Raw genomic sequence first — 24,851 nt, forward strand, 5'->3', positions numbered from 1 at the left:
AGTTGGGAGGGCGGCTGCCGAGGAGGCCTACCCCATGGCACGCCACGCAGAACCAACCGCCGACGGGCCGCCGGCTGGCCAGGTTCGTTTGACCGCCCGCGTGTTCGGCGTGGTGCAGGGTGTGGGCTTCCGGTACCGGACCATGGGTGCAGCCGAGGAGCTGGGCCTGACCGGAGAGGTGAAAAACCTCGACGACGGTTCGGTAGCCCTGGTTGCCGAGGGCACCGGTGACCAGGTGGGGAAGCTCCTGGACTGGCTGAACTCGGACCGAGCCCCCGGCCGGGTGGAGCGGGTGGACCACTCCATGTCAGAACCCAAAGGATCTTTCAGGGACTTCCGGGCACGCTGAGCCCGATGAAGGCGCCCAGTTCCTCCAAGGCGGCCGGCTTGTGCGGCATGTAGTTCGTGAGCTCGGGGGAGCGGACGATAACTGCCCGCCACTGGCCACGTGACACCGCCACGTTGATCCTGTTCCGGTTCAGGAGGAATTCAGCACCCCGCGGAGCCTCCGCCACCGCGGAGCAGGCCATCGATACCAGCACCACCGGTGCCTCCTGGCCCTGGAACTTATCCACCGTTCCCACGCGGACGTCCGGCAGGCCGGCGTCGGCCAGTTCCTTGCGGATGAGGTGGACCTGGGCGTTGTACGCGGCCACCACCAGCAGGTCCTGCTGCTCCAGCGGCCGGGCCGCGGCTTCCGGCCCGGGCGTCCATTTCAGGCCCAGGTGACGGTGTGCCTGCCGTACTACCTCCGCCGCTTCCTCTGCCGAGCTTGTCGAATTGCCGGTGTGCTGGACGAATATGGTCTCCACGCCCGGCGGCACGGTTTCCAGCTGACGCAGGGACGCGGCCGGCGCGGACTGGAGCTTACTTTCGTAGCTGAGCCTCGATACCGCAGCACACAGGGCCGGATGCATCCGCCAACTGTCAGCCAGGAAATATCCCAACCGTGCGGGCAGGGTGGCGTGGCCGGTGGCCAGCCAGCCGAGGGCCGAATCATCCACCGGCTCAGGATGGGCACCCTGCGTCACCTGGGGGAGCTGCTGGGGATCCCCCAGGAGGAGGAGCCGCTTCGCTGCCCGGGAAACGGCCAGCGTGTTGGCCAGGGAGAACTGTCCGGCCTCATCGATCACCAGCAGGTCCAGGGAACCGGCCGGGACTTCCTTGCCGGTCATGGTCCATGCCGTTCCTCCCACCAGGCCGCCGCCGGCAGACTCCAGCAGCCGTGCGACATCGCCGTCGGCCGTAGCTTTCCACGGAACCTCGTGGGGCGCAGAGAGCTTTTTTGCTACCCGAGCGGGGTCCACCCCGCCCTTTTCGATGGCCCGGCACAGCAGGTTCTCCACCACGTTGTGCGATTGGGCCACCACGCCCACCTTCCAGCCTTCGCCGACGAGTTGGCCGATCACGTGCGCCCCAACATAGGTCTTGCCCGTGCCGGGCGGCCCCTGGACTGCCAGGTAGGAACGGTCCAGGTCCCGCAGCGACACTGCGATGGCGCCTGCATAATCGGCAGCGCCATCGGCCCCGTGCTGAACCTCAACCGGGCCGGACAGCGTATGGAACCGCGGCGGCAGTTTGCGAAGGATATCCAGGCCCGGCTGCGCGGGCAGTGACGGAACTGTGGAGCCCACGGCCCGGGCAAGCTCCGCAAGCGCGGCCTCGATACTCACCGTCGCCAGCGGCTGGTCCTCGGTCAGGGCCACCGGGAGATGCGGGTACGCCTGCACCTTCCCGGACTCACGTTCGGCGATGGTGATGAGGGTGTAGGCCCGGTTATCCGGTGCAGGCTGAAGGTCGTGGATGCGCGTCCCAAAGCTGAACGCCCGGGCTCCCGGCGCTGCATCCGGCGCCGCCATGCCCTCCGGCGGAGGGGAATCGTAGAGCCGGCACCAGGTGGAGTCCGCACGGAAGTCAGAGCCTTCGGTCATGATGCCGCGGAGTTTCAACACCCGGGTACGCATCCGCTCCCGCGGCTTCGCCAGCGCCCAATCGGAGGACACCTCGGCAGACTCCACCACGAACACATTGCGCTGATCGGACCAGCTCTCCAAGGGAGCCTCCACCCGGTCAAAGTGCTGCCACCAGAACTGCTTGCGTTCACGGCGGTGGTAGCCGGTGGCCGCCGCCACCATGGCGATGGCCCGTTCATCGTCCGTCCAGGGGCGGTTGTCCGGCAGGCCGGCAAGGTACTCGTGAAGCCGGCCCTCCTCCAGGGATTCGTCCTGCGCGTCCCCGCGTCCCGTGGTGGCAGCGCCAATCTCACCCGCTCCGGACCCCGTGCCCTCCCGCGCTTCCACCTGAAGTCCGGAATCGGCCTGTGGCCGGATGTCCAGCAGCCAGTCACGCAGGCGCAAGGTGGACAGGCAGTCGTACTGGTTGTAGTCGGAAATGGAGGCAAGGACGGCGTCCGCCTCGGCCTGGTGCCAGGCATCGCGGGCGGCGCAGTAGGCCGCGTAGGCCACCACGGATGCCCCGGCATCCTTGACGTCCCCGGACCGCAGGTTGTCGCCCATGTACAGCGGCTCGAGCTTCTTGATGGAGTAGGACGCCTCGGAGATGCGCAGCGAATGCTTCACCGTGGCGTAGAGGTCTACCAGAAGGCCTTTCCGCAACCAATCGTCCACGGTGTCTTCGCCCGCCTGGTGCGCCAGGGACAGGTTCCGCAGCGCCGTCTTCTCGTAGGAGGCGTAGTGATAGACGTGCATGTCCGGATACTTCCTGCGGCGGTTCTCTACGTACTCGAGGAAATCCAGGAAGGCCTTCCGTTCCCCGGACCGGGAATGGGCCCAGAAGGGCCGGAACACCGGATCACCTCCAGCGCCGGCGACGGGTGCCTCGATCACACCGAACAGGTACTCGATGCCCCAGACTCCTGTTGCCGGATCCTGCCAGAGCGGATCGCCCTCAAAGTCGAAGAAGATGTCCCCGGCACTCGGGGCCGGCAGCGTGCCGATGGTGTGCTCCGGCAGGACACTGTAGGAGACGGTGTGTGGCTCGCCGTCCTTCGTGAACGTCCGGGACCCGGCTGCAGTATCGAACCCCAGCTGCATCCTGGCCTGGGCGCGGAGCCGGGCTACTGAATTCTTCGCCGCAGAAGCTGGCATGGCAGCGAGTTCGTCGATGCTGGTAATGCCGGCCGCGTGGAGTTTCCTGCGCTGGACCACCGACATTCCGGCGACCATGAGGAGGTCGCGGTGCAGGCTGACCTGTTCTGCGCAGTAGTCGCACCGGCCGCAGTGGACGATACCCGGCTGCTGCCACTGGACAGCCCCGCCGCCCTCGCGGTGTTCCGCGGTGAGCTGGCGGAAGCGCCGGCGCCTTTCGCGGAAAACGGGGAGCAGGTCCGGCAGTGAGTGGCTGCTGCGCAACCAGTCATCACCTACGCGGGTGCCCAGCACGAGGGTGACCACGGGTGAAGGCTCCAGCCCCATCCCGAGGAGCTGGTTACCGTAGGCCGCCAGCTGCAGCAGCGCGCCCACCTTGGCGTGCCGGGCCAGCTTGGTGTCCCAGACCTCGTACCGGCCCGGCAGCCCGGTTCCGGCGGCCTCGTTGACCAGGAAGTCCGCATAGCCGAGAAACTCGCCATCGAAGAAGGTGGCCTGGAAGACGACGTCGGCCCCGGAGCGCAGCGCGAGCTCGGTTTCGGCGTGCTTTGCCTGGAGTTCCCCGCGGACTGTGTTGCCGCGCTCCAGGGAGTAGACGCCCGCCCCGCGGCTGGCATCCCAGGTTCCGTATTTGGCCACCAGGCTGTCCAGGACGGTCTGCTCGTGCCGGTCGCCGAGCTCGCCGGCACGGACCCGCATCTCGTCCGGAGGGAACTCGGCTTTGGCGGCCCGGCCCAGTTTTTCGTCCAGGACTCGGAGCGTGCGGTATTCACATTCGCTGGCCGCCACAAGGTCGCTGGCGGAGAACACCAGGTCCGGCGCAGCACCGGCACCGGCACTGACATCGGCTTCGAGCAGGAACACGGGGCCTCCCCATTGGACAGCGGGGCCGGGGGACGGTTCCCCAGGCCCTGGTTTACAGCTGCTTCAAACGTAGCAAGAGGGGCCGACAATCAGCGCTCAGGCGAGGCGGGCAACGCTCCGGCGGGTGGGGCGGCGGGCCGAGCCATCGGAAAAAAGTTCAGGAGTGGCCTCCTGGATCCGCTGCACGTCCTCGAAGACTCCGCGCAGGTGCAGGCGGAGGCAGCTGTCGGCGTCGGGAACGTCATTGGCTTCGAGGGCATCCACCACAGCGGTGTGCTGCTCAATCAGCGTGGCTACCGGTCGCGTCTCCAGCAGGCTCATCCGGCGGGCCCGGTCAAGGTGCGCCTTGGCGGAGTTGACCGCGCTCCAGGCGGATTCGTGCCCCGCGAGGCGCAGGAGTTCGCGGTGGAAGTCCTCGTCCAGCCGGAAGAATTCCTCGATGTCGCCGCCGGCATCAGCGGCGGACTGGGCGGCAAGGATCTCACGCAGGCCGGCGATCCCGGGCCCGTCCACGATCAGGTCGCGCAGGGACGCGCATTCGATGGCTTCGCGGACAAACTGGGCTTCGGATACCCGGCTGAGGTCCACCAGCGAGACGAAGGAGCCGATCTGCGGGAAGACCTGCACCAGGCCTTCCTCCCGCAGCAGGATCAGGCTCTCGCGGACGGGGGTGCGGCTGACGCCGAGCTCCTGCGCCAGTTCGTTCTCAGACAGGGGCTCGCCAGGGGGCAGCTGCAGCGAGATGATCCGGCGGCGCAGCGTTTCCAGCGTCTGGTCCCTGACCGAAAGCCGGGGCGCTGAGCTTCTCTTGTCCGTTGCCATGACCCAAGTTTAGCCTGTTGACACACTAGAATGGTAGTGCTTGTATGGTAGTAGAAATCGACCCGCTGCCAGTCCACACGTCCTGGTTCCCGGCGGTTCCCTTCCCGCCCCGGCAGCCGTTAACTGCCTCATCCCCAACTGCTTGACCCCCCTTCGAACGCATCGCCTGCAAAGGAGCAACAGATGACCGAGAGCATTGCGCCCCCCAACACCAAGAAAGAGTCCCGCTCCACCCGGGACCTGGCCAAGGTAGCCGTGTCCGGGTGGCTGGGAACCGCCATGGAGTTCATGGATTTCCAGCTGTACTCCCTGGCCGCGGCCATTGTCTTCAACAAGATCTTCTTCCCGGACGTCAGCCCGGTCATCGGGCTTATCGCCGCCATGGCAACCTACGGCGTGGGCTACGTGGCCCGCCTGGTGGGCGCCGTTTACTTCGGCCGCATGGGCGACAGGATCGGCCGCAAGAAGGTCCTGTTCATCACCATCGCCCTGATGGGCGCCTCCACCACGCTGATCGGCGTGCTGCCCACGTACGCCATGATCGGGATCTGGGCGCCCATCCTGCTGGTGGCCCTGCGCCTCATCCAGGGCTTCGGGGCCGGCGCCGAAATCGCCGGCGCCACCGTAATGCTGGCTGAATACGCCCCCGCCCGCCGTCGCGGACTGATCTCTTCCCTGGTGAGCCTGGGCACCAACTCGGGAACGCTCGCAGCTTCTGCCCTCTGGGCCATCCTGGTGGCCGTCCTGTCCGAGGAACAACTGCTGAGCTGGGGCTGGCGCCTTCCGTTCCTGGCCAGTTTCCTGCTGATGATCTTCGCAGTGTGGATCCGGCGCTCCCTCAAGGAAAGCCCGGTCTTCGAACAGCGCGCCGACGTGGTGGACGGCGTCGCCCTCTCCAAGGACGAAATCGCCGGACAGGACGCCAAGCGCGGGGCGGCAGCTGCCGCAGCAACCGGCACCAGCACCATCGAAGCCGCCCTGCACCAGAAGAAGGGCAAGGCCTTCCTGATTGCCCTGGGCCTGCGCTTCGGCCAGGCAGGCAACTCAGGGCTCATCCAGACGTTCCTCATCGGCTACCTGGCCACGGTGCTGCTCATGGACAAGACCATCGGAACCACGGCCATCATGTACGGCTCCATCCTCGGCTTCGTCACCATCCCGGTGATCGGCATCCTCGGTGACCGGTTCGGACGCCGCCCCCTGTACCTGGTGCTCAGCTCCCTCACGGCCCTGTTCGCCATCCCCATGATGATGATGGTCACCAGCGGCAACCCGACGCTGGTCATGGTTGCTGTCATCGTCGGCCTGAACTTGGGCGTGCTGAGCCTGTTCGCGATGGAGAGCGTCACCATGGCGGAGTTCTTCGGTGCCCGCACCCGCTTCACCCAGCTGGCCCTGGCGAAGGAAATCGGCGGCATCCTCGCCACCGCCATCGGCCCCATCCTCGCCGCCACGCTCACCGCCGTCACCGGCCACTGGTGGCCGCTCGCCGCAATGCTTATCGGCTACTCGCTTATCACGCTCGTTTCCGCAGCAGTCGGTCCCGAGGTCCGCGGCCGTGACATGGTCCGCCTGGAGGACGCCGTATGAAAGCAGTGGTGGTCCACGGCGCCAACGACCTCCGCATCGACGAACGTCCCGAGCCGGTGGCCGGTCCCGGAGAAGTAGTGCTCGACGTCGAATGGGGCGGGATTTGCGGATCCGACCTTTCGTACTGGCGCCACGGAGCCTCCGGGACGGCGGCGCTGAAGTCACCGCTGGTCCTGGGCCACGAGGTGGCGGGACGGATCGCCCAGCTTGGCGCCGGCGTCGAGAACCTGGAAATCGGCCAGCCGGTCACGGTGCACCCGGCCGAACTGGTGGGCGACGGCGTCATGCCCGGCCGCCTCAGCGGAAGGACCAACCTTTACCCGCAGATCCGCTACTTCGGCTCAGCGGCGTTCGATCCGCACACGGACGGCGGCTTCAGCGAGCGGAAGGTTGCCAAGGCATTCCAGGTCCGCCCGCTTCCCGACGGGGTGGACACCCTCCGCGGGGCGCTGGCCGAACCGCTGGCGGTTGCCATGCACGCGGTCAGCCGGGCAGGAAACCTCGAAGGCCGGGACATCCTGGTCAACGGCGCCGGGCCGATCGGGTCGCTCGTAATCGCGGCGGCCAAGTACGCCGGGGCCAGGCACATCATCGCCACGGACATCAACGACGCTTCGCTGCGGATCGCCAAGGCGATGGGCGCCGACGACGTCCTGAACGTCTCCGGCAACGCCCTTCCGGCCGATGTGGAGCTCGTGTTCGAGGCCACCGGAATCCCGGCGGTGCTGGGCGGCGTCCTCCGCGCCACCGCCCGCGGCGGCACCATCGTGCAGGTGGGCAACCTGCCCGGAACGGCCGCCGCCGCTGCCCTGGGGGACCTGGTCACCCGGGAAATCACGTGGATCGGCTCCTACCGGTTCGTTGACGAGATCACTGACGCCCTGCACGCTATGGCGAACGGCCTGGATGTCTCCCCGGTCATCACGCACAAGTTCGGCATCGATGACGCCGCCGAAGCCATGCGGACCGCCGTGGATCCTGCCGCGGACAGCAGCAAGGTCATGCTCCGCCTCAGCGGATCCTGACCCCTGGCCCAACTGAGTAGCAGTAGATGCCGTTATGAGCCTTCAAAGCGACATCTGCTGCGACCTACATTGACCAACCACCCTGAATTGAAGGACCACCAGTGAAGATCACCGACGCACGGGTTGTGGTTTCGTCGCCCGGACGGAATTACGTGACGCTCGTTATTGAAACCGAGGACGGCATCACCGGCATCGGCGATGCGACCCTCAACGGCCGCGAACTGGCGGTCGCCTCCTACCTCAGCGAGCACCTCTGCCCGCTGCTGATTGGCCGCGACGCCCGCCGCATCGAGGACGCCTGGCAGTACTTCTACAAGGGGGCTTACTGGCGCCGCGGCCCGGTGACCATGACGGCCATCGCAGCCATCGACGTCGCCCTCTGGGACATCAAGGGCAAGGCCGCCGGGATGCCGGTGTACGAGCTGCTGGGCGGTGCCGCCCGTGAGGGCGTGATGGTTTACGGCCACGCCAGCGGGTCAACGCTGGAGGACCTCAGCAAGGACTTCCAGCACCACCTGGACCTCGGCTACAAGGCCATCCGCGCCCAGGCCGCCGTGCCGGGCCTGGACAAGACCTACGGCATCGCCCCGGTGGACGGAAAGCTGTACGAACCCGCCAGCGGCAACGTCCCGCAGGAAGACACTTGGGAAACCACGTCCTACCTGGACTTCGCACCCAAGATGATGGCCCACGTCCGCGAACAGTTCGGCTACGGCGTCCACGTGCTGCACGACGTCCACCACCGCCTGACACCCATCGAAGCGGGCCGGCTGGGCGCCTCGCTGGAAGAGTACCGGCCGTTCTGGATCGAGGACCCGACGCCGGCCGAGGACCAGTCCGCGTTCCGGCTGATCCGCCAGCACACCACCACGCCCATCGCGGTAGGGGAGGTGTTCAACTCGATCTGGGACTGCCAGCAGCTCATCACCGAGCGCTTGATCGACTACATCCGCACCTCCGTCTCGCACGCCGGCGGCATCACGCACCTGCGCCGCATCTTCTCCCTCGCAGACCTCTACGGCGTCCGCTCCGGCTCGCACGGCGCCGGCGACCTCTCGCCGGTGTCCTTCGCCGCAGCCCTGCACGTGGACATGTCCATCCCCAACTTCGGGGTCCAGGAATACATGGGCCACCGCGACCCCGCCAACGAGGTTTTCAGCACCTCCTACGCCTTCGCGGACGGCTACATGCACCCCGGGGACGCCGCCGGCCTCGGCGTAGAGTTCAACGAGGAAGCCGCCGCACGCTTCCCCTTCGACCCCAAATACCTGCCGGTGAACCGGCGCCTCGACGGATCGGTGCATGACTGGTGAACGGCATTTCCAACGCTTTCGATGTGGTGGTGATGGGGGAGATCCTCGTTGAGGTCGCCACCGACCAGCCGTTCGGCCACGGCGTTCCGGCGCAGCTGGGGATCTCCGGCGACGCCCTCAACGTCGCCGCCGCCGCAGCGTCGGCCGGTGCCACGGTGGGTCTGCTGGCAGTCCTCACCGATGACGACCTGGGCCAGGCCATCGCCGCCAGGATCGCCGAACTGGGCATTTTCACCGACCTCCTGACATTCCGCAGGGGACAGCAGGGCGTCTACCTGGTACACAGCGACCCCGACGGCGAACGCGAGTTCTCCTACGCCCGCACCGGCAGCGTCGGGTCCACACTGGGCCCGGACGACGTCGACCCCGCAGTCTTCGCCGCGGCAGGGGCCGTAGTGGCGGGCGGCATTGCCTGCGCCGTTTCCGCGACGTCCCGCGCCGCCGTCGTCAAAGCCGCCTCACTCGCCAAGCGGTTTGTTTACGATCCGAACTACCGGCCCCGCCTCACCACAGTGGAAAGCGCGACGGCGGCACTCACCGAACTGGCGCCGCAGGCCTTCCTGGTCACGCCGTCCTACCCCGGCGAAACGGGTGCGCTGCTGGGGGTTTCCTCGGCGGAACACGCCGCCGCAAGGCTCCGGGCCCTCGGCACCGGCAACGTGGCCGTCACCTGCGGTGCGAAGGGCGTCCAGCTCGAATCCGACGCCGTCTCGGCCTGGGTTCCTGCCATTCCCGCGCCCGCAGTGGTGGACCAGACCGGCGCCGGCGACGCGTTCGTGGGCACCCTGACCGCACGCCTTGTTTTGGGCGATGATTTCCCGACGGCGGCGCGTTACGGCGCCGCCGCATCCTCCCTCGTGGTGGGCGGCAAGGGCGGCACGGGCCTCATTCCCACGTTCGAGCAGACCCGTGCGCATGCCGCCGGCAGCCTGGAAGGAACAGTGCCATCGAACGCCTGAGCCTCACCGCCCTGGCAAGCACGGGCCACAAAGTTGCCCTGCAGCGGGACCAGCTGCAGCCAGGAATCGTCCACCTGGGACTCGGTGCCTTCGCCCGTGCCCACACCGCCGTCTTCACCGAGGACGCCATGCTCGCCGCCAACGATCCGCAGTGGGGGATCGTGGGGGTGACCCAGCGTTCGGACACTGTTGCCCGGCAGCTCGCCCCGCAGGACGGTCTCTTCACGGTGGCCGAACGCGGCGAGGGCGCCGCTCCGGCACGGATCGTCTCCAGCATCGTCGAAGCCATCTCCGGGCGGGACAACCCGGAACTGGTGGTGGACCGGATCGGCGCTGCGGCCACGAAAATCGTGACCCTCACCATCACCGAAAAGGGCTATCGGTTCGACGCCCGGACCCGCACCCTGGACCTGGATGACCCCGAAATCCAGGCCGACCTCGCCGGAAGGCCGCCGCGCACCGCCGTCGGCCAAATCACGCGGGGGCTGCAGCAGCGGGCCCGCACCGGCGCCGGACCCATCACCGTCGTGTCCTGCGACAACCTGCCCGGGAACGGCGAACTGACCGGCACCCTGGTCCGGAACTTCGCCGAGGCCCTGCCCGCCCCGGAAAACGAAAACCTGTTGGTCTGGCTTGACGCCAACACCGCCTTCCCCTCCACCATGGTGGACCGCATGGTGCCCGCCACCACCGACGGCGACCTCGCCGCCGTCGGACACGAACTGGGCCTGCGAGATGACGCCGCTGTTGTGGCCGAGCCGTTCAGGCAGTGGGTCATCGAGGACACCTTCGCCGCCGGCCGGCCCCGCTGGGAGGACGCCGGGGCCCTCTTCAGCACCGACGTCGCCGCGTGGGAATCCGCCAAGCTGCGGCTGCTGAACGCCAGCCACTCGATGCTGGCCTACCTCGGCCTGGCCGCGGGCAAGGAAACCATCGCCGACGCCGTGGGCGTGGACGCGTTCCGCAAGGCCGTCCGGCGCATGATGCTGGAGGAAGCCCTGCCCAGCATCACCCTTCCCGACGGGCTGGACGGCGGACAGTACTGCGACGAGGTGCTCCGCCGGTTCGCCAACCCCGCCCTCGGCCACACCACCGCAAAGGTGGGCAGCGACGGATCGCAGAAGGTGGGGCTCCGGCTGCTGACCACCGTCCGGGGAACGCTCGACGCCGGCCGCGTACCGAAGTGGGCCGCCCTCGCCGTCGCCGCCTGGATGCACCACGTGGCCACCACCCCGGAAGCGGACCTGAACGATCCGCTGGCAAAGGAACTGCACGCGGCCCTTCCCGCGAGCGAATCCCGCACGGCGGACACCGTGGTGCCGGCCCTGCTCGGGTTCCGGCCCGTCGTCGAGCCCGCACTGGCCGGGGACGAAGAATTCCGGGACCTTCTCCTGCACTGGTACCGCATCATCGACAACAACAAGGCTTCCAACAACGGGCTGGAAAGCCTGGGAAATGAGATCAACCATGGCTGACGCATCCGGCGTCCTCGGCGTTTCACCGGTCATCCCGGTGGTCACCATCGACGATCCCCAGGACGCCGTGCCCCTGGCCCGCGCGCTGGTGGACGGCGGCGTGAAGATCATCGAGCTCACCCTCCGGACCGCGTCGGCGCTGACCTCGCTGAAGCTGATCGCCGAGGAAGTGCCGGAGATCCTGGTGGGTGCCGGCACCATCCTCACCCCTCAGCAGGCCGACGACGCCGTGGCCGCAGGTGCCCAGTTCCTGGTCAGCCCCGGGGTCACCTCCGCCCTGCTCACCTCGATGCTGCGACTGGACGTCCCGGTGCTGCCCGGGGTGGCGACGGTGGGTGAGGTCCTGGCCGTCCTGGAACAGGGGCTGGACACGATGAAGTTCTTCCCTGCGGGCCCCGCCGGGGGCCCGAAATACCTCGCGGCCATCGGCGCGCCCGTGCCGCACGTGCAGTTCTGCCCCACCGGCGGCATCAGCCTGGCCACCGCACCGGACTACCTGAAGCTGCCCAACGTGGCCTGCGTGGGCGGCTCATGGCTGACCCCGGCAGACGCCGTGGCGGCCAAGGACTGGGCCCGCATCACCACCCTGGCGGGCGGAGCAGCAGCCCTCGCCCGCTAACCCCCAAAAAGTAGGTAGCAGTTGACGTCGTTCTGAGCCCTCAAAACGACATCAACTGCTACCCAGTTGGGGGGGGAGGGTCGGGGGTCAGCCGTTGGCGTCTGCCCGCACCTGGGCTTTGTCGTGCTCGTCGTGGGCCTTGCGGATCAGGGCCAGGAACTCGGTTTCGTTCCGGACCAGGCGCTTGTACTTCTCCGGGAGCTTGCGGATCTGGTCCTCCTCGCGGACCATCTTGGCGAAGATCTTGTCCCGCTCCGCCATGTCCGTTTCGTAGTTCAGGTCTACGTACTCGGTGGCGTGCCGCCGCGCTCCGGAGACGGCGTTCTTGGCCTTGCCCTTGGGGCTGAAGATGGACGCCAGGATGGTGAGTACCAGCACGCCGAGGATCACGCTGAGCGACAATCCGGTGCTGACCTCCACCACGTTGACGTGCTCGCCGTCGTTGATAAACGGCAGGGTGTTTTCGTGCAGGGCGTGCAGGATGAGCTTGACGCCAATGAAGCCAAGGATCACGGCCAGGCCATAGGAGAGGAAGATCAGGCGGTCCAGCAGCCCGTCGATCAGGAAGAACAGTTGCCGCAGGCCCATCAGCGAGAACGCGGTGGCGGTGAAGACGATGAACACGTTCTGGGTCAGGCCGAAGATGGCCGGGATGGAGTCGAGGGCGAACAGGACGTCGGTGCCGCCGATCGCCACCATCACCAGCAGCATGGGCGTCAGGACCCGCTTGCCGTTCTCCACGGTGAAGAGTTTGTCGCCGTCGTAATGCTCGGACGCCGGCAGGAACTTCTTCGCCAGCCGGACCACGAAACTTTCAGAGTCGTCGTCGTGGTTGTCGGGCTTGAGCAGGTTACCTGCCGTGATCAGCAGGATCAGCCCGAAGATGTAGAAGACCCACGCGAAGCTGTTGATCAGTGCTGCGCCCAGGAAAATGAAGGCCGTGCGGGCAATCAGGGAGAACACGATGCCGAACAGCAGCACCTTCTGCTGGTCCGCGCGGGGCACCTTGAAGCTGGCCATGATGATCAGGAACACGAACAGGTTGTCCACGGACAGGGCCTTCTCCGTGACGTATCCGGCGAAGTACTCGGTACCCATGGTGGGCCCGCCGAAGAGCAGCACACCCAGCCCGAACAGCAGTGCGATGCCCACGTAAATCGCGGACCAGATGGACGATTCCTTCAGCGTGGGAGTGTGCGCCTTGCGGACGTGGAAGAAGAAGTCGAAGGCCAGCAGCCCCACGATTCCCGCGATGGTCAGGGTCCAGACATAAAAAGGAACTTCCACGCGGCGGCCTTTCGTTGGAACGTGTCCCTGAAGCTTACTAAGCAGGCTTCAGGAGTTTATGCTCCATCACGGCCGAACGCGACAGGGTTTTGTAGCCCTCCTGCTCGAACAGCACGGTAATCACGTCGTCCTCGTGCCGCATCACCAGGCCCTGGCCCCACTCCTTATGGACCACTGCGGACTGAAGCGGGAACGGATCGTCGGCCGCCGCGGGACCCGGCCCGCCGCCGTCGTACTTCTTCTTCCCCTTCTTGCCGCCCTCCTTTCCGGAGCCGGCCCCATCGGATCGGTCCGGCCGGCGTGCGGCCTCGGCGCAGGCGTCGCAGTTGTTGCACGGCGCCGGCAGGTCCTCGCCGAAGTAGTTCAGCAGGAACTGGCGCCGGCATCCGTCCGTTTCGGCGTAGGCCCGCATCATGGTCAGGCGGGACTGCTCCACGCGCTGCCGGGCTTCGGCGCGTTCGACGGCGGCCGCCGCCAACGCGGGCAGCTTGGCTTTGGCGGCGAGGCGTATCCCGCGCTTACCAGTGGTGACCGAGCCCGCCTCCTCGAGCTGGTTCACCAAACCGGTGACCCGCCGGGCCGGGAACCCGGTCAGCTCCGCCAGGGACGATCCGGGCACGGGCGCGCCGGCATCCTTGAGGACCTTGAGTACCCTGAGCAGCTTCTCCGGATCCGGGGTGCTGGTGCTGAAGAACTTCCGCAGGCCCAGGTCCTCGGAACGGTAGTGCAGCACCGCGGTGGCAGGTTTGCCGTCCCGGCCCCCACGGCCGATCTCCTGGTAGTACGCATCCAGGGACTCCGGGATATCTGCGTGCACCACGAAACGGACGGCGGGTTTGTCGATGCCCATGCCGAAAGCGGTGGTGGCCACCACCACGTCCAGCCCGTCCGCCAGGAAAAGTTCGTGGATGCGCTCCCGTTCCGCGGCGGCCAAACCGGCGTGATACGCCTCCGCCCGGAGGCCTTCCGCGGCGAGCTTGGCGGCGTACTTTTCGGTGTCCTTGCGGGTGGCGGCGTACACCAGGCCCTGTCCGTCGCGGGCCAGTGCGGCCACCTGGTGGAGGACGGCGCTGCGCTTGTCCTTGTCCTTATGGTGGCGGACCACGTCCAGGCTGATGTTGGGGCGGTCAAAGCCGTGGACCAGCACCAGCGGGTCCTTCATGCCCAACCGCTCCACGATTTCGTCCCGCACCGGGGGAGAAGCGGTGGCAGTCAGGGCCGCCGCGGGCGGGTTGCCCAGCCGTTCCCGGACGGCGCCCAGGCCCAGGTAGTCGGGCCTGAAGTCGTGGCCCCAGGAGGAGACACAGTGGGCCTCGTCCACCACGAACAGCGAGACCCCCATGCGGGCCAGTCGCTCCACCGTGGCGTCCTTGGCCAGCTGCTCCGGCGCCAGGTAGAGGAACGCTGCCGTCCCGGACTCGGCGGCCTCCCACGCGGCCTCCACTTCGGCGTCGCTGTGGGATGAGTTGATGGCGACGGCGGCGTCCCCGCCGAGGTCCGCGGCCAGGCCGTCCAGCTGGTCCTCCTGCAGGGCGATCAGCGGTGAGACCACGACGGCGGGACGTCCCGTTGCGCTGTGCAGGTACTGGGCCGCCACCTGGTAGATGGCGGATTTGCCGTAGCCGGTGGGCATGACGGCCAGGACATCGCGGCCGTTAGCGAGCGCGGACATTCCGGCAAGCTGGCCGTCCCGAAGGTCCGGGAGGGAAAAAGTGGATGCCGCGAGGGCGGCGAGGGCGTGCTGGTCTGGCATGGTGCTTCTCCGCGTTGAGGTGCCAGGCCGCTTGCTTCAGCCGTATAACCCACCCTAACGCCGGCCCGGTGCCGCCGCAGGCCGTGCCCTTGACTTCCGCGGATGGCTGAACAACTGTGGAAAGAGCGGGAATTGCCGAAGCAGCCGGTGGTTTCCCGGACCCGGCGAGGACGCAAGGAGAACGCATCGTGGTGCGCGAGAACCCCAAGGTTGAAGAGCCCGACGAATCCCAGCTCGAGGTCACCGGGCATCCCAAGGCCTGGGCTGCCGGTGTTCCGGGTGTTTACCACTCGATGAAGCCGGCGCTGGAGCACATGGGCGTGGACAGGACCCGGAGGACGCTGCTGGCGCTGAACCAGAAGGACGGGTTCGACTGCATGAGCTGCGCCTGGCCGGACCCGGGCCACCGCAAGACGTTCGAGTTCTGCGAGAACGGGGCCAAGGCCGTCACCTGGGAAGCGACCCCGGTGCTGGTCGGCAGCGATTTCTGGGCCGAACATCCTGTCAGCGAGCTGCGGCAGCGGTCCGAGTACTGGCTGGGAATGCAGGGCCGCCTGACCGAACCGGTGTACAAGCCGGCGGGGGAGGACCACTACCGCCCTGTCAGCTGGGAGCAGGCGTTCGGCATCCTGGCGGACAAGCTGAAGTCGCTGCCCGATCCCAACCAGGCCACCTTCTACACCAGCGGCAGAACCTCCAACGAGGCCGCGTTCCTGTACCAGCTGTTCATCAGGGCTTTCGGCACCAACAACCTTCCCGACTGTTCCAACATGTGCCACGAGTCCTCTGGCTGGGGCATGGGCCAGACCATCGGCGTGGGCAAGGCAACTGTCTCCTACAACGACTTCGAAAAAGCCGACCTGATCATCATCATGGGCCAGAACCCTGGCACCAACCATCCGCGCATGCTCACCGCGCTGGAGGAAGCCAAAGAGGCCGGCTGCAAGATCGTGGCCGTCAATCCGCTGCCCGAAGCGGGGCTGATGCGCTACAAGAACCCGCAAAAGGTGAAGGGCATCATCGGCCACGGCACGGATTTGGCAGACCAGTTCCTGCAGGTGCGGATCGGCGGGGACATGGCGCTGCTGCAGGCAGTCTCCAAACGGGTGCTCGACGCCGAGGCCGCCAACCCGGGCAAGGTCCTGGACCACGCCTTCCTCGAGGAGCACTGCGAAGGGCTCGAGGAGCTACGGGCGCACCTGGCGCACCTCGACGACGGCGCCGTCCTGGCGGCCACCGGCCTGCGCACCGAGGAAATCGACGAACTCGCCGCCCGCTACCTCGCAGCGGACCGCGTGATCATCACCTGGGCCATGGGCATCACGCAGCAGAAAAAGGGCGTGGCCACCATCAAGGAGATCATCAACCTGCTCCTGCTGCGCGGCAATATCGGCAAGCCGGGCGCCGGGGCGTCCCCCATCCGCGGCCACAGCAATGTCCAGGGCGACCGCACCATGGGTATCTGGGAGCAGATGCCGCCTGCGTTCCTTGACGCGCTGGGCCAGGAGTTCGCGTTCGAGCCGCCGCGGGAGCACGGCCTGGACGCCGTGCAGACCGTCCGCGGAATGCGCGACGGCGGGATCAAGGTTTTCGTGGGCCTCGGCGGCAACTTCGTGGGAGCCATTTCGGACACCGCGGTGGCCGAGGAAGCCATGGAGAACACCGAGCTTTCGGTCCAGATTTCCACCAAGCTCAACCACTCGCACGCGGTCACCGGTGCCGAGGCGCTGATCCTGCCCACGATGGGCCGGACGGAGATCGACCGGCAGGAAACCGGGCCGCAGTTCGTGTCTGTGGAGGATACGGTCTGCGCTGTGCACGCTTCCCACGGCACTGTGGAACCGGTGGCCCCGGGCCTGCTGTCCGAAGTGGCGATCATCTGCCGCCTGGCCGCCGCCGTGGTGCAGGACCGGAGCTCCGCGGACTGGGCAGGATTCGAGAAAAACTACGACCTCATCCGTGACCACATCTCCCGTGTGGTCAACGGCTGCGAGGACTACAACCGCAAGATCCGGCAGGACGGCGGCTTCGTCCTGCCCAACGGCCCGCGCGATTCCCGGACCTTCCACACCCCCACCGGCAAGGCCATGCTCACGGTCAACGAACTCGAACACGTGGACCGGCCCGAGGGCACGCTGATCCTGCAGAGCATGCGCTCGCACGACCAGTTCAACACCACCATCTACGGCAACGACGACCGCTACCGGGGGATCAGGAAGGGCCGCGAGGTGGTGTTCGTGAACCCGGTGGACCTTGCCGAGCTGGGCTTCGAGGACGGCCAGCGCGTGGACATCCACGGTGTTTACACGGACAACGTGGACAGGGTGCTCAGGAACTACCGGATTGTCTCCTACCCGTCCGCCAGGGGCTGCGCTGCCGCCTACTACCCCGAGGCGAACGTCCTGGTGCCGCTGGACAGCGTGGCAGAGGGCAGCCAGACGCCGGCATCAAAGGCCGTTATCGTGCGCCTCGAGCTGGCAGCCGTGCTGGAAGAGGAACCCACCGCCGGAGGCTAACCCCGTCCGGTGCGTGACAGGCCCTGGCTGCATGGTCGGCACCTGGCCGCACGGACGGCGGTGGCCCGCACGGACGGCACCGGCCCGCACGGACGGACTGTTGTGCGGGCCGGGGCCGTTTCTGCGGCTACTGGGCTGTGTCGGCCCAGCCCTTGCTGGCCGGGCCGCCGTCGTGCCCGTCATCGCACAGCTGGAATGCCACCCTTGCGGCCTTCTCAACCGCGGCTGCCGCGGCGTCCTTGTTGCCCGCGCTGCCGGTTCCGGCGTGCAGCCCGGCGGCGTAGCCCACCATGAATGTGGTGACCGGGGCGGCGGCATGGATCACCGACTCCGCGGATTTCCGGGCCAGGTCCAGGAGGAGCTCCTGGTCTACCTTGAGGTCGAGGATCTGCAGTGCCTGTGCCAGCCGGTGGCTCCACTGGTCCAGGACCTGCGCCTCGTCGTCGTTGACTGCCATGGTTCTCCTTGCGTCAGTTATCGATGGTGGACATGTTGGGGTAGCGGGCGCCCGCCGTGGATCCTGCCGGTGCCAGCCGGTCCAGCAGGTCGAGGTCCTCCCGGCTGAGCTCCACGTCGACGGCGCCCAGGTTCTCGCGCAGCCGCTCGCGTTTCTTCGTTCCGGGAATCGGCACGATGTGCTCACCCTGCGCCAGCAGCCAGGCGAGAGCCAGCTGCCCGGGTGTGCACTGCTTGCCTTCGGCGAGTTCCTTGACGCGGTCCACCAGTTCAAGGTTCTTGGTGAAGTTTTCGCCCTGGAACCGTGGGGAATGTCGGCGGAAATCGTCCGCTGCGAAATCCTCCTCGCTGCGGATCTGTCCGGTCAGGAAGCCGCGGCCCAGCGGGCTGTAGGGGACGAAGCCAATCCCGAGCTCCTCGAGGACGGGAAGCACCTTGGTTTCCGGCTCCCGTTCCCACAGGGAGTACTCGGTCTGCAGGGCCGTGATCGGGTGCACGGCGTGGGCCTTGCGGATGGTGTCCGCGGACGCTTCGGAGAGGCCCAGGTGGCGTACCTTCCCGGCCTGCACCAACTCTGCCATGGCACCCACGGTCTCCTCGATGGGGACTGTCTTGTCCACCCGGTGCTGGTAGTAGAGGTCGATGTGGTCCACGCCCAGCCGCTCCAGGCTGGCGTCGCAGGCACGCCGCACGTAGTCCGGGTGGCCGTTGATGCCAACCCAGGAACCGTCCTCGCGGCGTTCGTTGCCGAACTTGGTGGCGATCACCACGGCGTCGCGCCGGCCGGCGACGGCCCGGCCCACCAGGCGTTCGTTGGTGAAGGGGCCGTACATGTCCGCCGTGTCCAGCAGGGTGCCGCCTGCGTCCAGGAATTCGTGGATGGTGGCCAGCGACTCCTGCTCGTCACTTTCGCCGTAAAACTCGCTCATGCCCATGCAGCCAAGGCCCAGGGCAGAGACGCTCAATGATCCGATGGTACGGGTCTTCATTCGGTTCTCCTCAGCGGTAGAACGTGCTCCGCACCCACCACGACGGGGGCGCAAAAGCCTTTGGGTGCAGCGTACGCCCCACTGGCAAGTCCCCTGAAGTGTGCCGTCCTAAACATGGGGTCCGCACCCCTAGACCAGTGCTGCGGGCCTGCCTAGACTGGGCGGACCCCCACCCAGGAACCCGCAGCGACTGGCACTTCCGGCAAGAAAGAACGTCCCGGCACGAACGTTCCGGCACGGCCAGCACCATCCGGAAGAGCACGATTTTCGGTCGGGCCGGGTCCCGCCTGCGGGGTGCATCACCTATCCAACCATCACGGCCGCCGTACCCGGCAGGCCTGACAACAGGAGAACAGATGACAGGGAACAAAGCCGTTGCCTACAAGGAACCCGGCAAGGTCGAGGTAATCGATGTTGACTATCCCACCTTCGAACTCAAGGACGGCCCGGGCGTCAACCCGGCCAACGTGGGACGCACGGTCAACCACGGGGTGATCCTCAAGACCGTGGCCACCAATATCTGCGGCTCGGACCAGCACATGGTGCGCGGCCGCACCACAGCACCGCCGGACCTGGTGCTGGGCCACGAAATCACCGGTGAAGTGGTGGAGGTGGGCCGCGACGTCGAGTTCATCAAGGTGGGCGATATCTGTTCGGTGCCGTTCAACATCGCCTGCGGGCGGTGCCGGAACTGCAAGGAGCGGAAGACCGGAATTTGCCTGAATGTGAACCCTGACCGCCCCGGCAGTGCCTACGGCTACGTGGACATGGGCGGCTGGGTGGGCGGCCAGGCCAACTACGTCCTGGTGCCCTACGCGGACTGGAACCTGCTCAAGTTCCCGGACCGGGACCAGGCCCTGGAAAAGATGCTGGACCTGACCATGCTGTCGGACATCTTCCCCACGGGGTTCCACGGTGCCGTGACCGCCGGGGTGGGCGTCGGCTCCACGGTGTACGTGGCGGGTGCCGGGCCTGTCGGCCTCGCAGCGGCAACCAGTGCGCACCTGCTGGGCGCCGCCGTCGTGATTGTGGGCGACATGAACGCCGACCGCCTGGCCCAGGCCAAGAGCTTCGGCTGCGAGACGGTGGACCTGAGCAAGGGCGGCCCGGCCGAGCAGATCGAACAGATCCTGGGTGTCCCGGAGGTGGACTGCGGCGTGGACGCCGTGGGCTTCGAAGCGCGCGGGCACGGCAGCAACGCCTCGGAAGCGCCGGCCACCGTGTTGAACTCGCTGATGGAAATCACCGCTGCCGGCGGCGCCCTGGGCATCCCGGGGCTCTACGTCACCGGTGACCCGGGCGGCATCGACGAGGCCGCCAAGAAGGGCGCACTGAGCCTGAGCCTCGGCACCGGCTGGGCCAAATCGCTGAGCTTCACCACCGGGCAGTGTCCGGTCATGAAGTACAACCGGCAGCTGATGATGGCCATCCTGCACGACAGGGTGAGCATCGCCAAGAACGTCAACGCCAAGGCCATCCCGCTGGATGAGGCACCCAAGGGCTACGCCGAATTCGACGCCGGCGCTGCCACCAAGTACGTCCTCAACCCGAACGGCTACCTCAGCTAGGAAGGAGTTTCCCGATGGCGGGCGGGCGGCCCCTGCGGCCGGCCGCCCGCCGCATGCGGAAATAAGGCCACCCTGTTGCGGGTTACGCTTCACAGGTCTTGAACTGCAATGAAGGAGATTCCCTTGAGCGACATCACCGTCCGCCACAATCCCGAGCGCGAACGCTTCGAAATCCTCGTGGCCGGCCACGTCATCGGCAAAGCCGTATACAAGGAGTACGACGGCGGGGCCTCGCCGCAGCGGATTTTCTACCACACGGTGATCAACGAGGAATACGGCGGCCAGGGCCTTGCCGGCAGGCTCGCCACCGTGGCGCTGGATGAGACGGCCGAAGCCGGGATCGGCATCGTTCCGGTGTGCCCGTTCATCAAGAAGTTCATCGGCAAGCACCCGGAGTACGTCGGCAACGCCGTTGCTGTTGCTCCGGCCCACCTGGAATTCCTGGACAACGCCCTGTCCGCCCGGACCCGGGGCTGACGGTCCTCGCACCGGTTTTCGACGCAGGACGCCGTCCTCGACGCGCTGGTTCGTTGACGCACACTGTATCTGCGGTGCACCGGCGAACATGCGCCTCGGGGACGGTTTTGCGTATGGGGGGGTGCTGCGAATCGCGCGGGCGCCTCCCGGTGCAGCAGACTGTTACCGTGAGCAACAACCCCCGGACTGCCCTGGCCGTGGCCGGCCTCAGCCTGGGCACGGCATTGAACCCGCTGAACTCCTCGATGATCGCTGTAGCACTGGTGGTGCTGCGGGGCGACTTCGGACTGGACGTCGCCGCTGTCACCTGGGTGGTCACGTCCTTCTACCTCGCCTCCGCCGCGGGGCAGCCGGTCATGGGCAGGCTGGCGGACCGGTTCGGGCCGCGCCGGATGTTCATGTTGGGCATGGCACTCGTGGCCGTCACTTGTGCGGTGGCGCCGCTGGCACCCAACTTTGCGCTGCTGTGCGTGGCCCGGGCCGTGATGGCGCTGGGTACCGCCACCGCCTATCCCAGCGCCGTGGTGATGGTGGGGGCCATCGCGCACCGGGCGAAAGTGGAGTCAGCCCGGCCGCTGGGCCGGTTGCAGATGGCGAACACGTCCGCCGCCGCCGTGGGTCCCGTCATCGGCGGCCTGCTGGTGAGCCTGGTGGGCTGGGAGGCGCTGTTCCTGATCAACGTGCCCCTCGCCCTGGCGGCATTGCTGATCGTGAAACAGGCAGCCCCGAGAGACGAGGCACGGGAACGCGGCAGCCTGGCCGAACTTCTCCGCGACTCGGACATCCCCGGCATCCTGGCGTTCGTCGGTGCGCTGCTGCTGGTGATGATGGCTGCGCTGAACGTGGCGCCCGGCTACCGCTGGTGGATGCTGGCGGCCGGAACCGGCATTGCTGCCCTGTTCGCATGGCGGGAACTGCGCTTTGCCCGGCCGTTCCTGGACCTTAGGCTGCTGGGCGGCAACAGGCCGCTGCTGCTGGTCTACCTGGCCTTCGCCGTGTTAAGCAGTGTCTACTACTTCGTCTTCTTTGGCCTGCCCCAGCTGCTGCAGGAATCCGGCGGGTACGATCCCGGCGTGGTGGGCCTGCTGATGCTCCCGCTCGCGGCCATGTCAGTGGTGGCCACCCCGTGGGCTGTGAAAGCCATGGGACGGTTCGGTGTCCGGCGGGTGCTGCTGGCGGGCGTCCTGCTCCTGACCGTGGCGGCTGCCCTGATGTGGCTGCTCACCGGAACCCTGGCCATCCCCCTGGTGGTGGTGATGACCGCGCTGATGGGCATCCCCTACGGCGCCGTCAGCATCGCCACCAACCAGGGCATGTTCGTTTCCACCCGGCCGCAGGACCGCGGTGTGGCCGCCGGTATCTACCAGACCTGCCGGTACGTGGGCGCGATTACCGCCACGGTGATGATCGGCGTCTTCGCCTCCGGCGGGGTGCACCAGGACAGCTGGGCCCGGATGGTGGTGGCCATGCTGGTGCTGTGCGCCGCCACCTTCGGCGTGAGCCTGTTCTGGCGGCAGCGGAGCGCATAGCCTGTCCTGATGGGACACATGATGACCATCGGGAACGCCGAAACCTCCGTCCAGGCCTACGTCAGCGAGCCGCCCGCCGGCCGTTTCCAGGAAAAGCCGAAAGGTGGCCTGCTGCTGATCTCCGAAATCTGGGGCATGGTGGACCACATCAAGGACGTGGCGGACAGGTTCGCCGCGGAGGGCTACCTGGTGCTGGCCCCTGACCTGCTGACGGACATCGGCATGACGCCGGACGTGGCAGCGGAAGTCCTCCGCGGCCTCGCTGATCCGGATCCGGAACAACGCAGCAAGGTCCAGCCGAGGCTCCGCGAGATCACCTCCCCGCTGCACTCGCCCCAGTTCGCGGACAAGGCGGTGGCCGCCCTCCGGGCCTGCTTCGACCACCTCGAGGGCGTGCCGGCACTGGCCGGCCGGGTGGCGGTGGCAGGGTTCTGCTTCGGCGGTACCTACAGCTTCACCCTCGCCACCAAGGAGCCTCGCCTGCGTGCCGCCGTGCCCTTCTACGGAACGTGCGACTTCAGCGAGGAGGAACTCGGCCGGATCAATTGCCCCGTCCTGGCCTTCTACGGCGAGGAAGATAAGGCGCTGGTGGACAAGCTCCCGCTGGTGAAGGCCAGGATGTCCGGGGCCGGGGTGGACTTCGAATCGGTGGTGTACCCGGGGACGGGCCACGCGTTCTTCAACGACAGCACACCCATCCGGTACGACGCCGATGCCGCCACCGACTCCTGGAAACGCACCCTGGCGTTCCTGGAGCAGAGCCTCGACCGGTAGGGGTTCGGTCGACGTTTGAGCTTCGCCGTTTCATAGGCGGTACACCTAGCTGCGGCGTAGCCACACAGCGTTGTCCGGCTGCAGCCAGCCATCCTCCGCCAGCGGGAAGGCGCTGAAGAGTACGACGCCGGCGGGCAGCTTCACCGGGCTGCTCCCCATGGCGACGGCCACAAGGAAGCCGGGGCCGCGTTCGCAGAGCAGGAGGTTCCCGTCCCGAACGTGCCACGTGCCGCCGTCGTCCGCTGTGAAGGTGCCGTCCTCCCAGAGTTGGCGGCGCACGGCGATCGCCCGGGTGGCCAGCGCGAGCATGGAGTCCGGGTCCCGCTGCTGCAGCTCGATGGCGTGGCGCCCCCAGTCTTCCGGAACGGGAAGCCAGGGGTCGGCGGGACCAGACGGATCCGTGGACGGCAGCGAGAAGCCGTGGGCGCGTGCCGGGTCCGTGGTCCAGGGGAGGGGAACCCGGGTGCCGTCGCGGGTGATCCCGCCGCGAGCCCACATCGGGTCCACCCGGGCTTCAACGGGGACATCCACCTCGGGGAGCCCGAGTTCCTGGCCCTGGTAAAGGTAGGCCGATCCGGGCAGGCCGAGCAGCGCCACCAGCGCGGCGCGTGCCCGGCGTCCGCCTACCTCACCGCCGCCGAAGCGGGTGGCGGAACGGACAATGTCGTGGTTTTCAAGGGCCCAGGTGGGGGCCGCGCCGTGCAGCTTCCGGGCTTGCTCCAGTTCGTTGCCCGCGGCTGCCCACGCCGCCGGGTCCCAGCCCAGCTTCACGAATGCGAAGGCAAACGCCTGGTGCATCTCGTCGCTGCGCGTGTACCGGGCCGCGCGGGCAGGCTCGAGGTTGACCTCGCCCACCAGCAGGCGGTGCGGCTGGTACTTCTCCGCCAGCCGCCGCCACCGCCGGTACACCTCGTGCACATCCTCCTGGTCCGAGACCAGCGGGTTGGCGCGCAGTCCGTCCACCACGGCATGCGCGGAGGGGGCGTCCGGGAGGCCATCGGCTTTGAAGAGGCCGTGCGCGACGTCGATCCGGAGGCCGTCCACGCCCTTGTCGAACCAGAAGCGCAGGACGTTTTCGAAGTAGTCGCCCACCGCCGGGTTCCGCCAGTTCCAGTCCGGCTGGCCGGCCGAAAACAGGTGCAGGTACCACTCGGTGTCTGTTTCGGAGCCCGGGTTGGCCCGGGACCAGGCCCGGCCGCCAAAGACGCTCTGCCAGTTGTTGGGCGGCAGGTCGCTGGGCGAATCCGGGGATGAGCTGCGGCCCTCGACGAAGTGGAACATTTCCCGCTCCGGGCTTCCCGGCCCTGCGGCGAGGGCCTGCTGGAAGAGGGGGTGCTCGGAGGAGCAGTGGTTGGGGACCACATCGAGCAGCACCTTCAGGCCCAGGGTGTGGGCTTGTTCCAGCAGTGCGTCGAAGTCCGCCATCGTCCCGAACAGCGGGTCCACGCCGCAGTAGTCGCTGACGTCGTAGCCCTGGTCCACCTGCGGGGACGGCTGGAACGGGGTCAGCCAGATCCCGTCCACGCCCAGCGCGGCAATGTACGGCAGCCGGTGGAGCAGCCCGGGGAGGTCGCCGACGCCGTCGCCGTTCCCGTCCGCGAAGGAGCGCGGGTACACCTGGTAGATGACGGCGGACTGCCACCACTGCGCTGACGGGCTTTCGGGATGGGCGAGGCTCACAGCCGGGCCGCCTTCCATGATCGGATGTTGGGGACGAGGGGAGGTGCC

19 protein-coding genes are annotated in these 24,851 nt (G+C 67.4%); 12 read left to right on the forward strand and 7 right to left on the reverse strand.

Translation table 11 applies throughout. The features are described 5' to 3' along the window. Positions 1-34 precede the first annotated feature (34 nt). Entirely contained in the window at positions 35-349 is a 315-nt protein-coding gene (locus BLT71_RS06480) for an acylphosphatase (protein ID WP_091718598.1), read from the forward strand. Here the strand turns inward: BLT71_RS06480 and BLT71_RS06485 are convergent. Then, complete coding sequence (locus BLT71_RS06485; protein ID WP_091718600.1) at positions 327-3,971, reverse strand: TM0106 family RecB-like putative nuclease; 3,645 nt, start codon at positions 3,969-3,971, stop codon at positions 327-329. The two genes, BLT71_RS06480 and BLT71_RS06485, sit on opposite strands and share 23 nt — an antisense overlap. A gap of 96 nt (positions 3,972-4,067) precedes the next feature. Beyond that, entirely contained in the window at positions 4,068-4,793 is a 726-nt protein-coding gene (locus BLT71_RS06490) for a GntR family transcriptional regulator (RefSeq protein ID WP_091718602.1), read from the reverse strand. A 183-nt stretch (positions 4,794-4,976) separates the two neighbouring features. Here BLT71_RS06490 and BLT71_RS06495 point away from each other — a divergent pair, with 183 nt between their 5' ends. From BLT71_RS06495 to eda, 6 genes are all read left to right on the forward strand, one after another. After that, positions 4,977-6,383 (forward strand): MFS transporter, encoded by a 1,407-nt coding sequence (locus BLT71_RS06495; RefSeq protein ID WP_091718604.1) that lies wholly within the window; start codon positions 4,977-4,979, stop codon positions 6,381-6,383. Further along, positions 6,380-7,408 carry an L-idonate 5-dehydrogenase gene (locus BLT71_RS06500; protein ID WP_091718606.1) on the forward strand — a complete coding sequence of 343 codons (1,029 nt, stop codon included), beginning with the start codon at positions 6,380-6,382 and terminating at the stop codon, positions 7,406-7,408. Before BLT71_RS06495 ends, BLT71_RS06500 begins: the two co-directional genes overlap by 4 nt. Positions 7,409-7,509: 101 nt before the next feature. Continuing rightward, positions 7,510-8,721 (forward strand): D-mannonate dehydratase ManD, encoded by a 1,212-nt coding sequence (gene manD, locus BLT71_RS06505; RefSeq protein ID WP_091718608.1) that lies wholly within the window; start codon positions 7,510-7,512, stop codon positions 8,719-8,721. A gap of 32 nt (positions 8,722-8,753) precedes the next feature. Beyond that, positions 8,754-9,680: a carbohydrate kinase family protein gene (locus BLT71_RS06510; protein WP_091723861.1), complete on the forward strand. Its 927-nt coding sequence runs from the start codon at positions 8,754-8,756 to the stop codon at positions 9,678-9,680. Between the two features lie 74 nt (positions 9,681-9,754). Beyond that, positions 9,755-11,155, forward strand: coding sequence for a mannitol dehydrogenase family protein (locus BLT71_RS06515; RefSeq protein WP_231994522.1), 1,401 nt, complete (start codon positions 9,755-9,757; stop codon positions 11,153-11,155). Further along, positions 11,148-11,774, forward strand: a complete 627-nt coding sequence (eda, locus tag BLT71_RS06520; RefSeq protein ID WP_091718612.1) for a bifunctional 4-hydroxy-2-oxoglutarate aldolase/2-dehydro-3-deoxy-phosphogluconate aldolase — start codon at positions 11,148-11,150, stop codon at positions 11,772-11,774. Before BLT71_RS06515 ends, eda begins: the two co-directional genes overlap by 8 nt. An 87-nt stretch (positions 11,775-11,861) precedes the next feature. Here eda and BLT71_RS06525 read toward each other — a convergent pair whose 3' ends face one another. Together BLT71_RS06525 and BLT71_RS06530 are read right to left on the reverse strand one after the other, a co-directional pair. Then, positions 11,862-13,061 (reverse strand): TerC family protein, encoded by a 1,200-nt coding sequence (locus tag BLT71_RS06525; protein WP_091718614.1) that lies wholly within the window; start codon positions 13,059-13,061, stop codon positions 11,862-11,864. Positions 13,062-13,098: 37 nt separating this feature from the next. Beyond that, a complete protein-coding gene (locus BLT71_RS06530) occupies positions 13,099-14,814 on the reverse strand; it encodes a RecQ family ATP-dependent DNA helicase (RefSeq protein ID WP_091718616.1) in 1,716 nt (571 codons plus the stop codon). Positions 14,815-15,002: 188 nt separating this feature from the next. Between BLT71_RS06530 and BLT71_RS06535 the strand changes: the two genes are divergently transcribed. Next, positions 15,003-17,330 carry an FdhF/YdeP family oxidoreductase gene (locus BLT71_RS06535; RefSeq protein ID WP_091718619.1) on the forward strand — a complete coding sequence of 776 codons (2,328 nt, stop codon included), beginning with the start codon at positions 15,003-15,005 and terminating at the stop codon, positions 17,328-17,330. A 127-nt stretch (positions 17,331-17,457) separates the two neighbouring features. Here the strand turns inward: BLT71_RS06535 and BLT71_RS06540 are convergent, their stop codons facing one another. Together BLT71_RS06540 and BLT71_RS06545 are read right to left on the reverse strand one after the other, a co-directional pair. Further along, positions 17,458-17,787: a DUF6457 domain-containing protein gene (locus tag BLT71_RS06540; protein ID WP_091718621.1), complete on the reverse strand. Its 330-nt coding sequence runs from the start codon at positions 17,785-17,787 to the stop codon at positions 17,458-17,460. 13 nt (positions 17,788-17,800) lie between these two features. Further along, the gene (locus tag BLT71_RS06545; protein WP_091718623.1) at positions 17,801-18,775 is read right to left on the reverse strand and encodes an aldo/keto reductase; all 975 of its coding nucleotides are present in this window, start codon (positions 18,773-18,775) and stop codon (positions 17,801-17,803) included. A 356-nt stretch (positions 18,776-19,131) separates the two neighbouring features. Here BLT71_RS06545 and fdhA point away from each other — a divergent pair, with 356 nt between their 5' ends. From fdhA to BLT71_RS06565, 4 genes are all read left to right on the forward strand, one after another. Further along, positions 19,132-20,343: a formaldehyde dehydrogenase, glutathione-independent gene (fdhA, locus tag BLT71_RS06550; RefSeq protein WP_091718625.1), complete on the forward strand. Its 1,212-nt coding sequence runs from the start codon at positions 19,132-19,134 to the stop codon at positions 20,341-20,343. Positions 20,344-20,466: 123 nt separating this feature from the next. Beyond that, entirely contained in the window at positions 20,467-20,820 is a 354-nt protein-coding gene (locus BLT71_RS06555) for a GNAT family N-acetyltransferase (RefSeq protein ID WP_091723863.1), read from the forward strand. 167 nt (positions 20,821-20,987) lie between these two features. Continuing rightward, positions 20,988-22,349: an MFS transporter gene (locus BLT71_RS06560; RefSeq protein WP_172829919.1), complete on the forward strand. Its 1,362-nt coding sequence runs from the start codon at positions 20,988-20,990 to the stop codon at positions 22,347-22,349. 9 nt (positions 22,350-22,358) lie between these two features. Continuing rightward, entirely contained in the window at positions 22,359-23,123 is a 765-nt protein-coding gene (locus BLT71_RS06565; protein WP_231994465.1) for a dienelactone hydrolase family protein, read from the forward strand. Positions 23,124-23,168: 45 nt separating this feature from the next. Here the strand turns inward: BLT71_RS06565 and BLT71_RS06570 are convergent, their stop codons facing one another. Beyond that, on the reverse strand, positions 23,169-24,803 hold the full coding sequence (locus BLT71_RS06570) for an alpha-amylase family glycosyl hydrolase (RefSeq protein ID WP_172829920.1): 1,635 nt from the start codon (positions 24,801-24,803) through the stop codon (positions 23,169-23,171). Positions 24,804-24,851 lie beyond the last annotated feature (48 nt).

The organism is Pseudarthrobacter equi (assembly GCF_900105535.1).
Taxonomy (GTDB): domain Bacteria; phylum Actinomycetota; class Actinomycetes; order Actinomycetales; family Micrococcaceae; genus Arthrobacter; species Arthrobacter equi.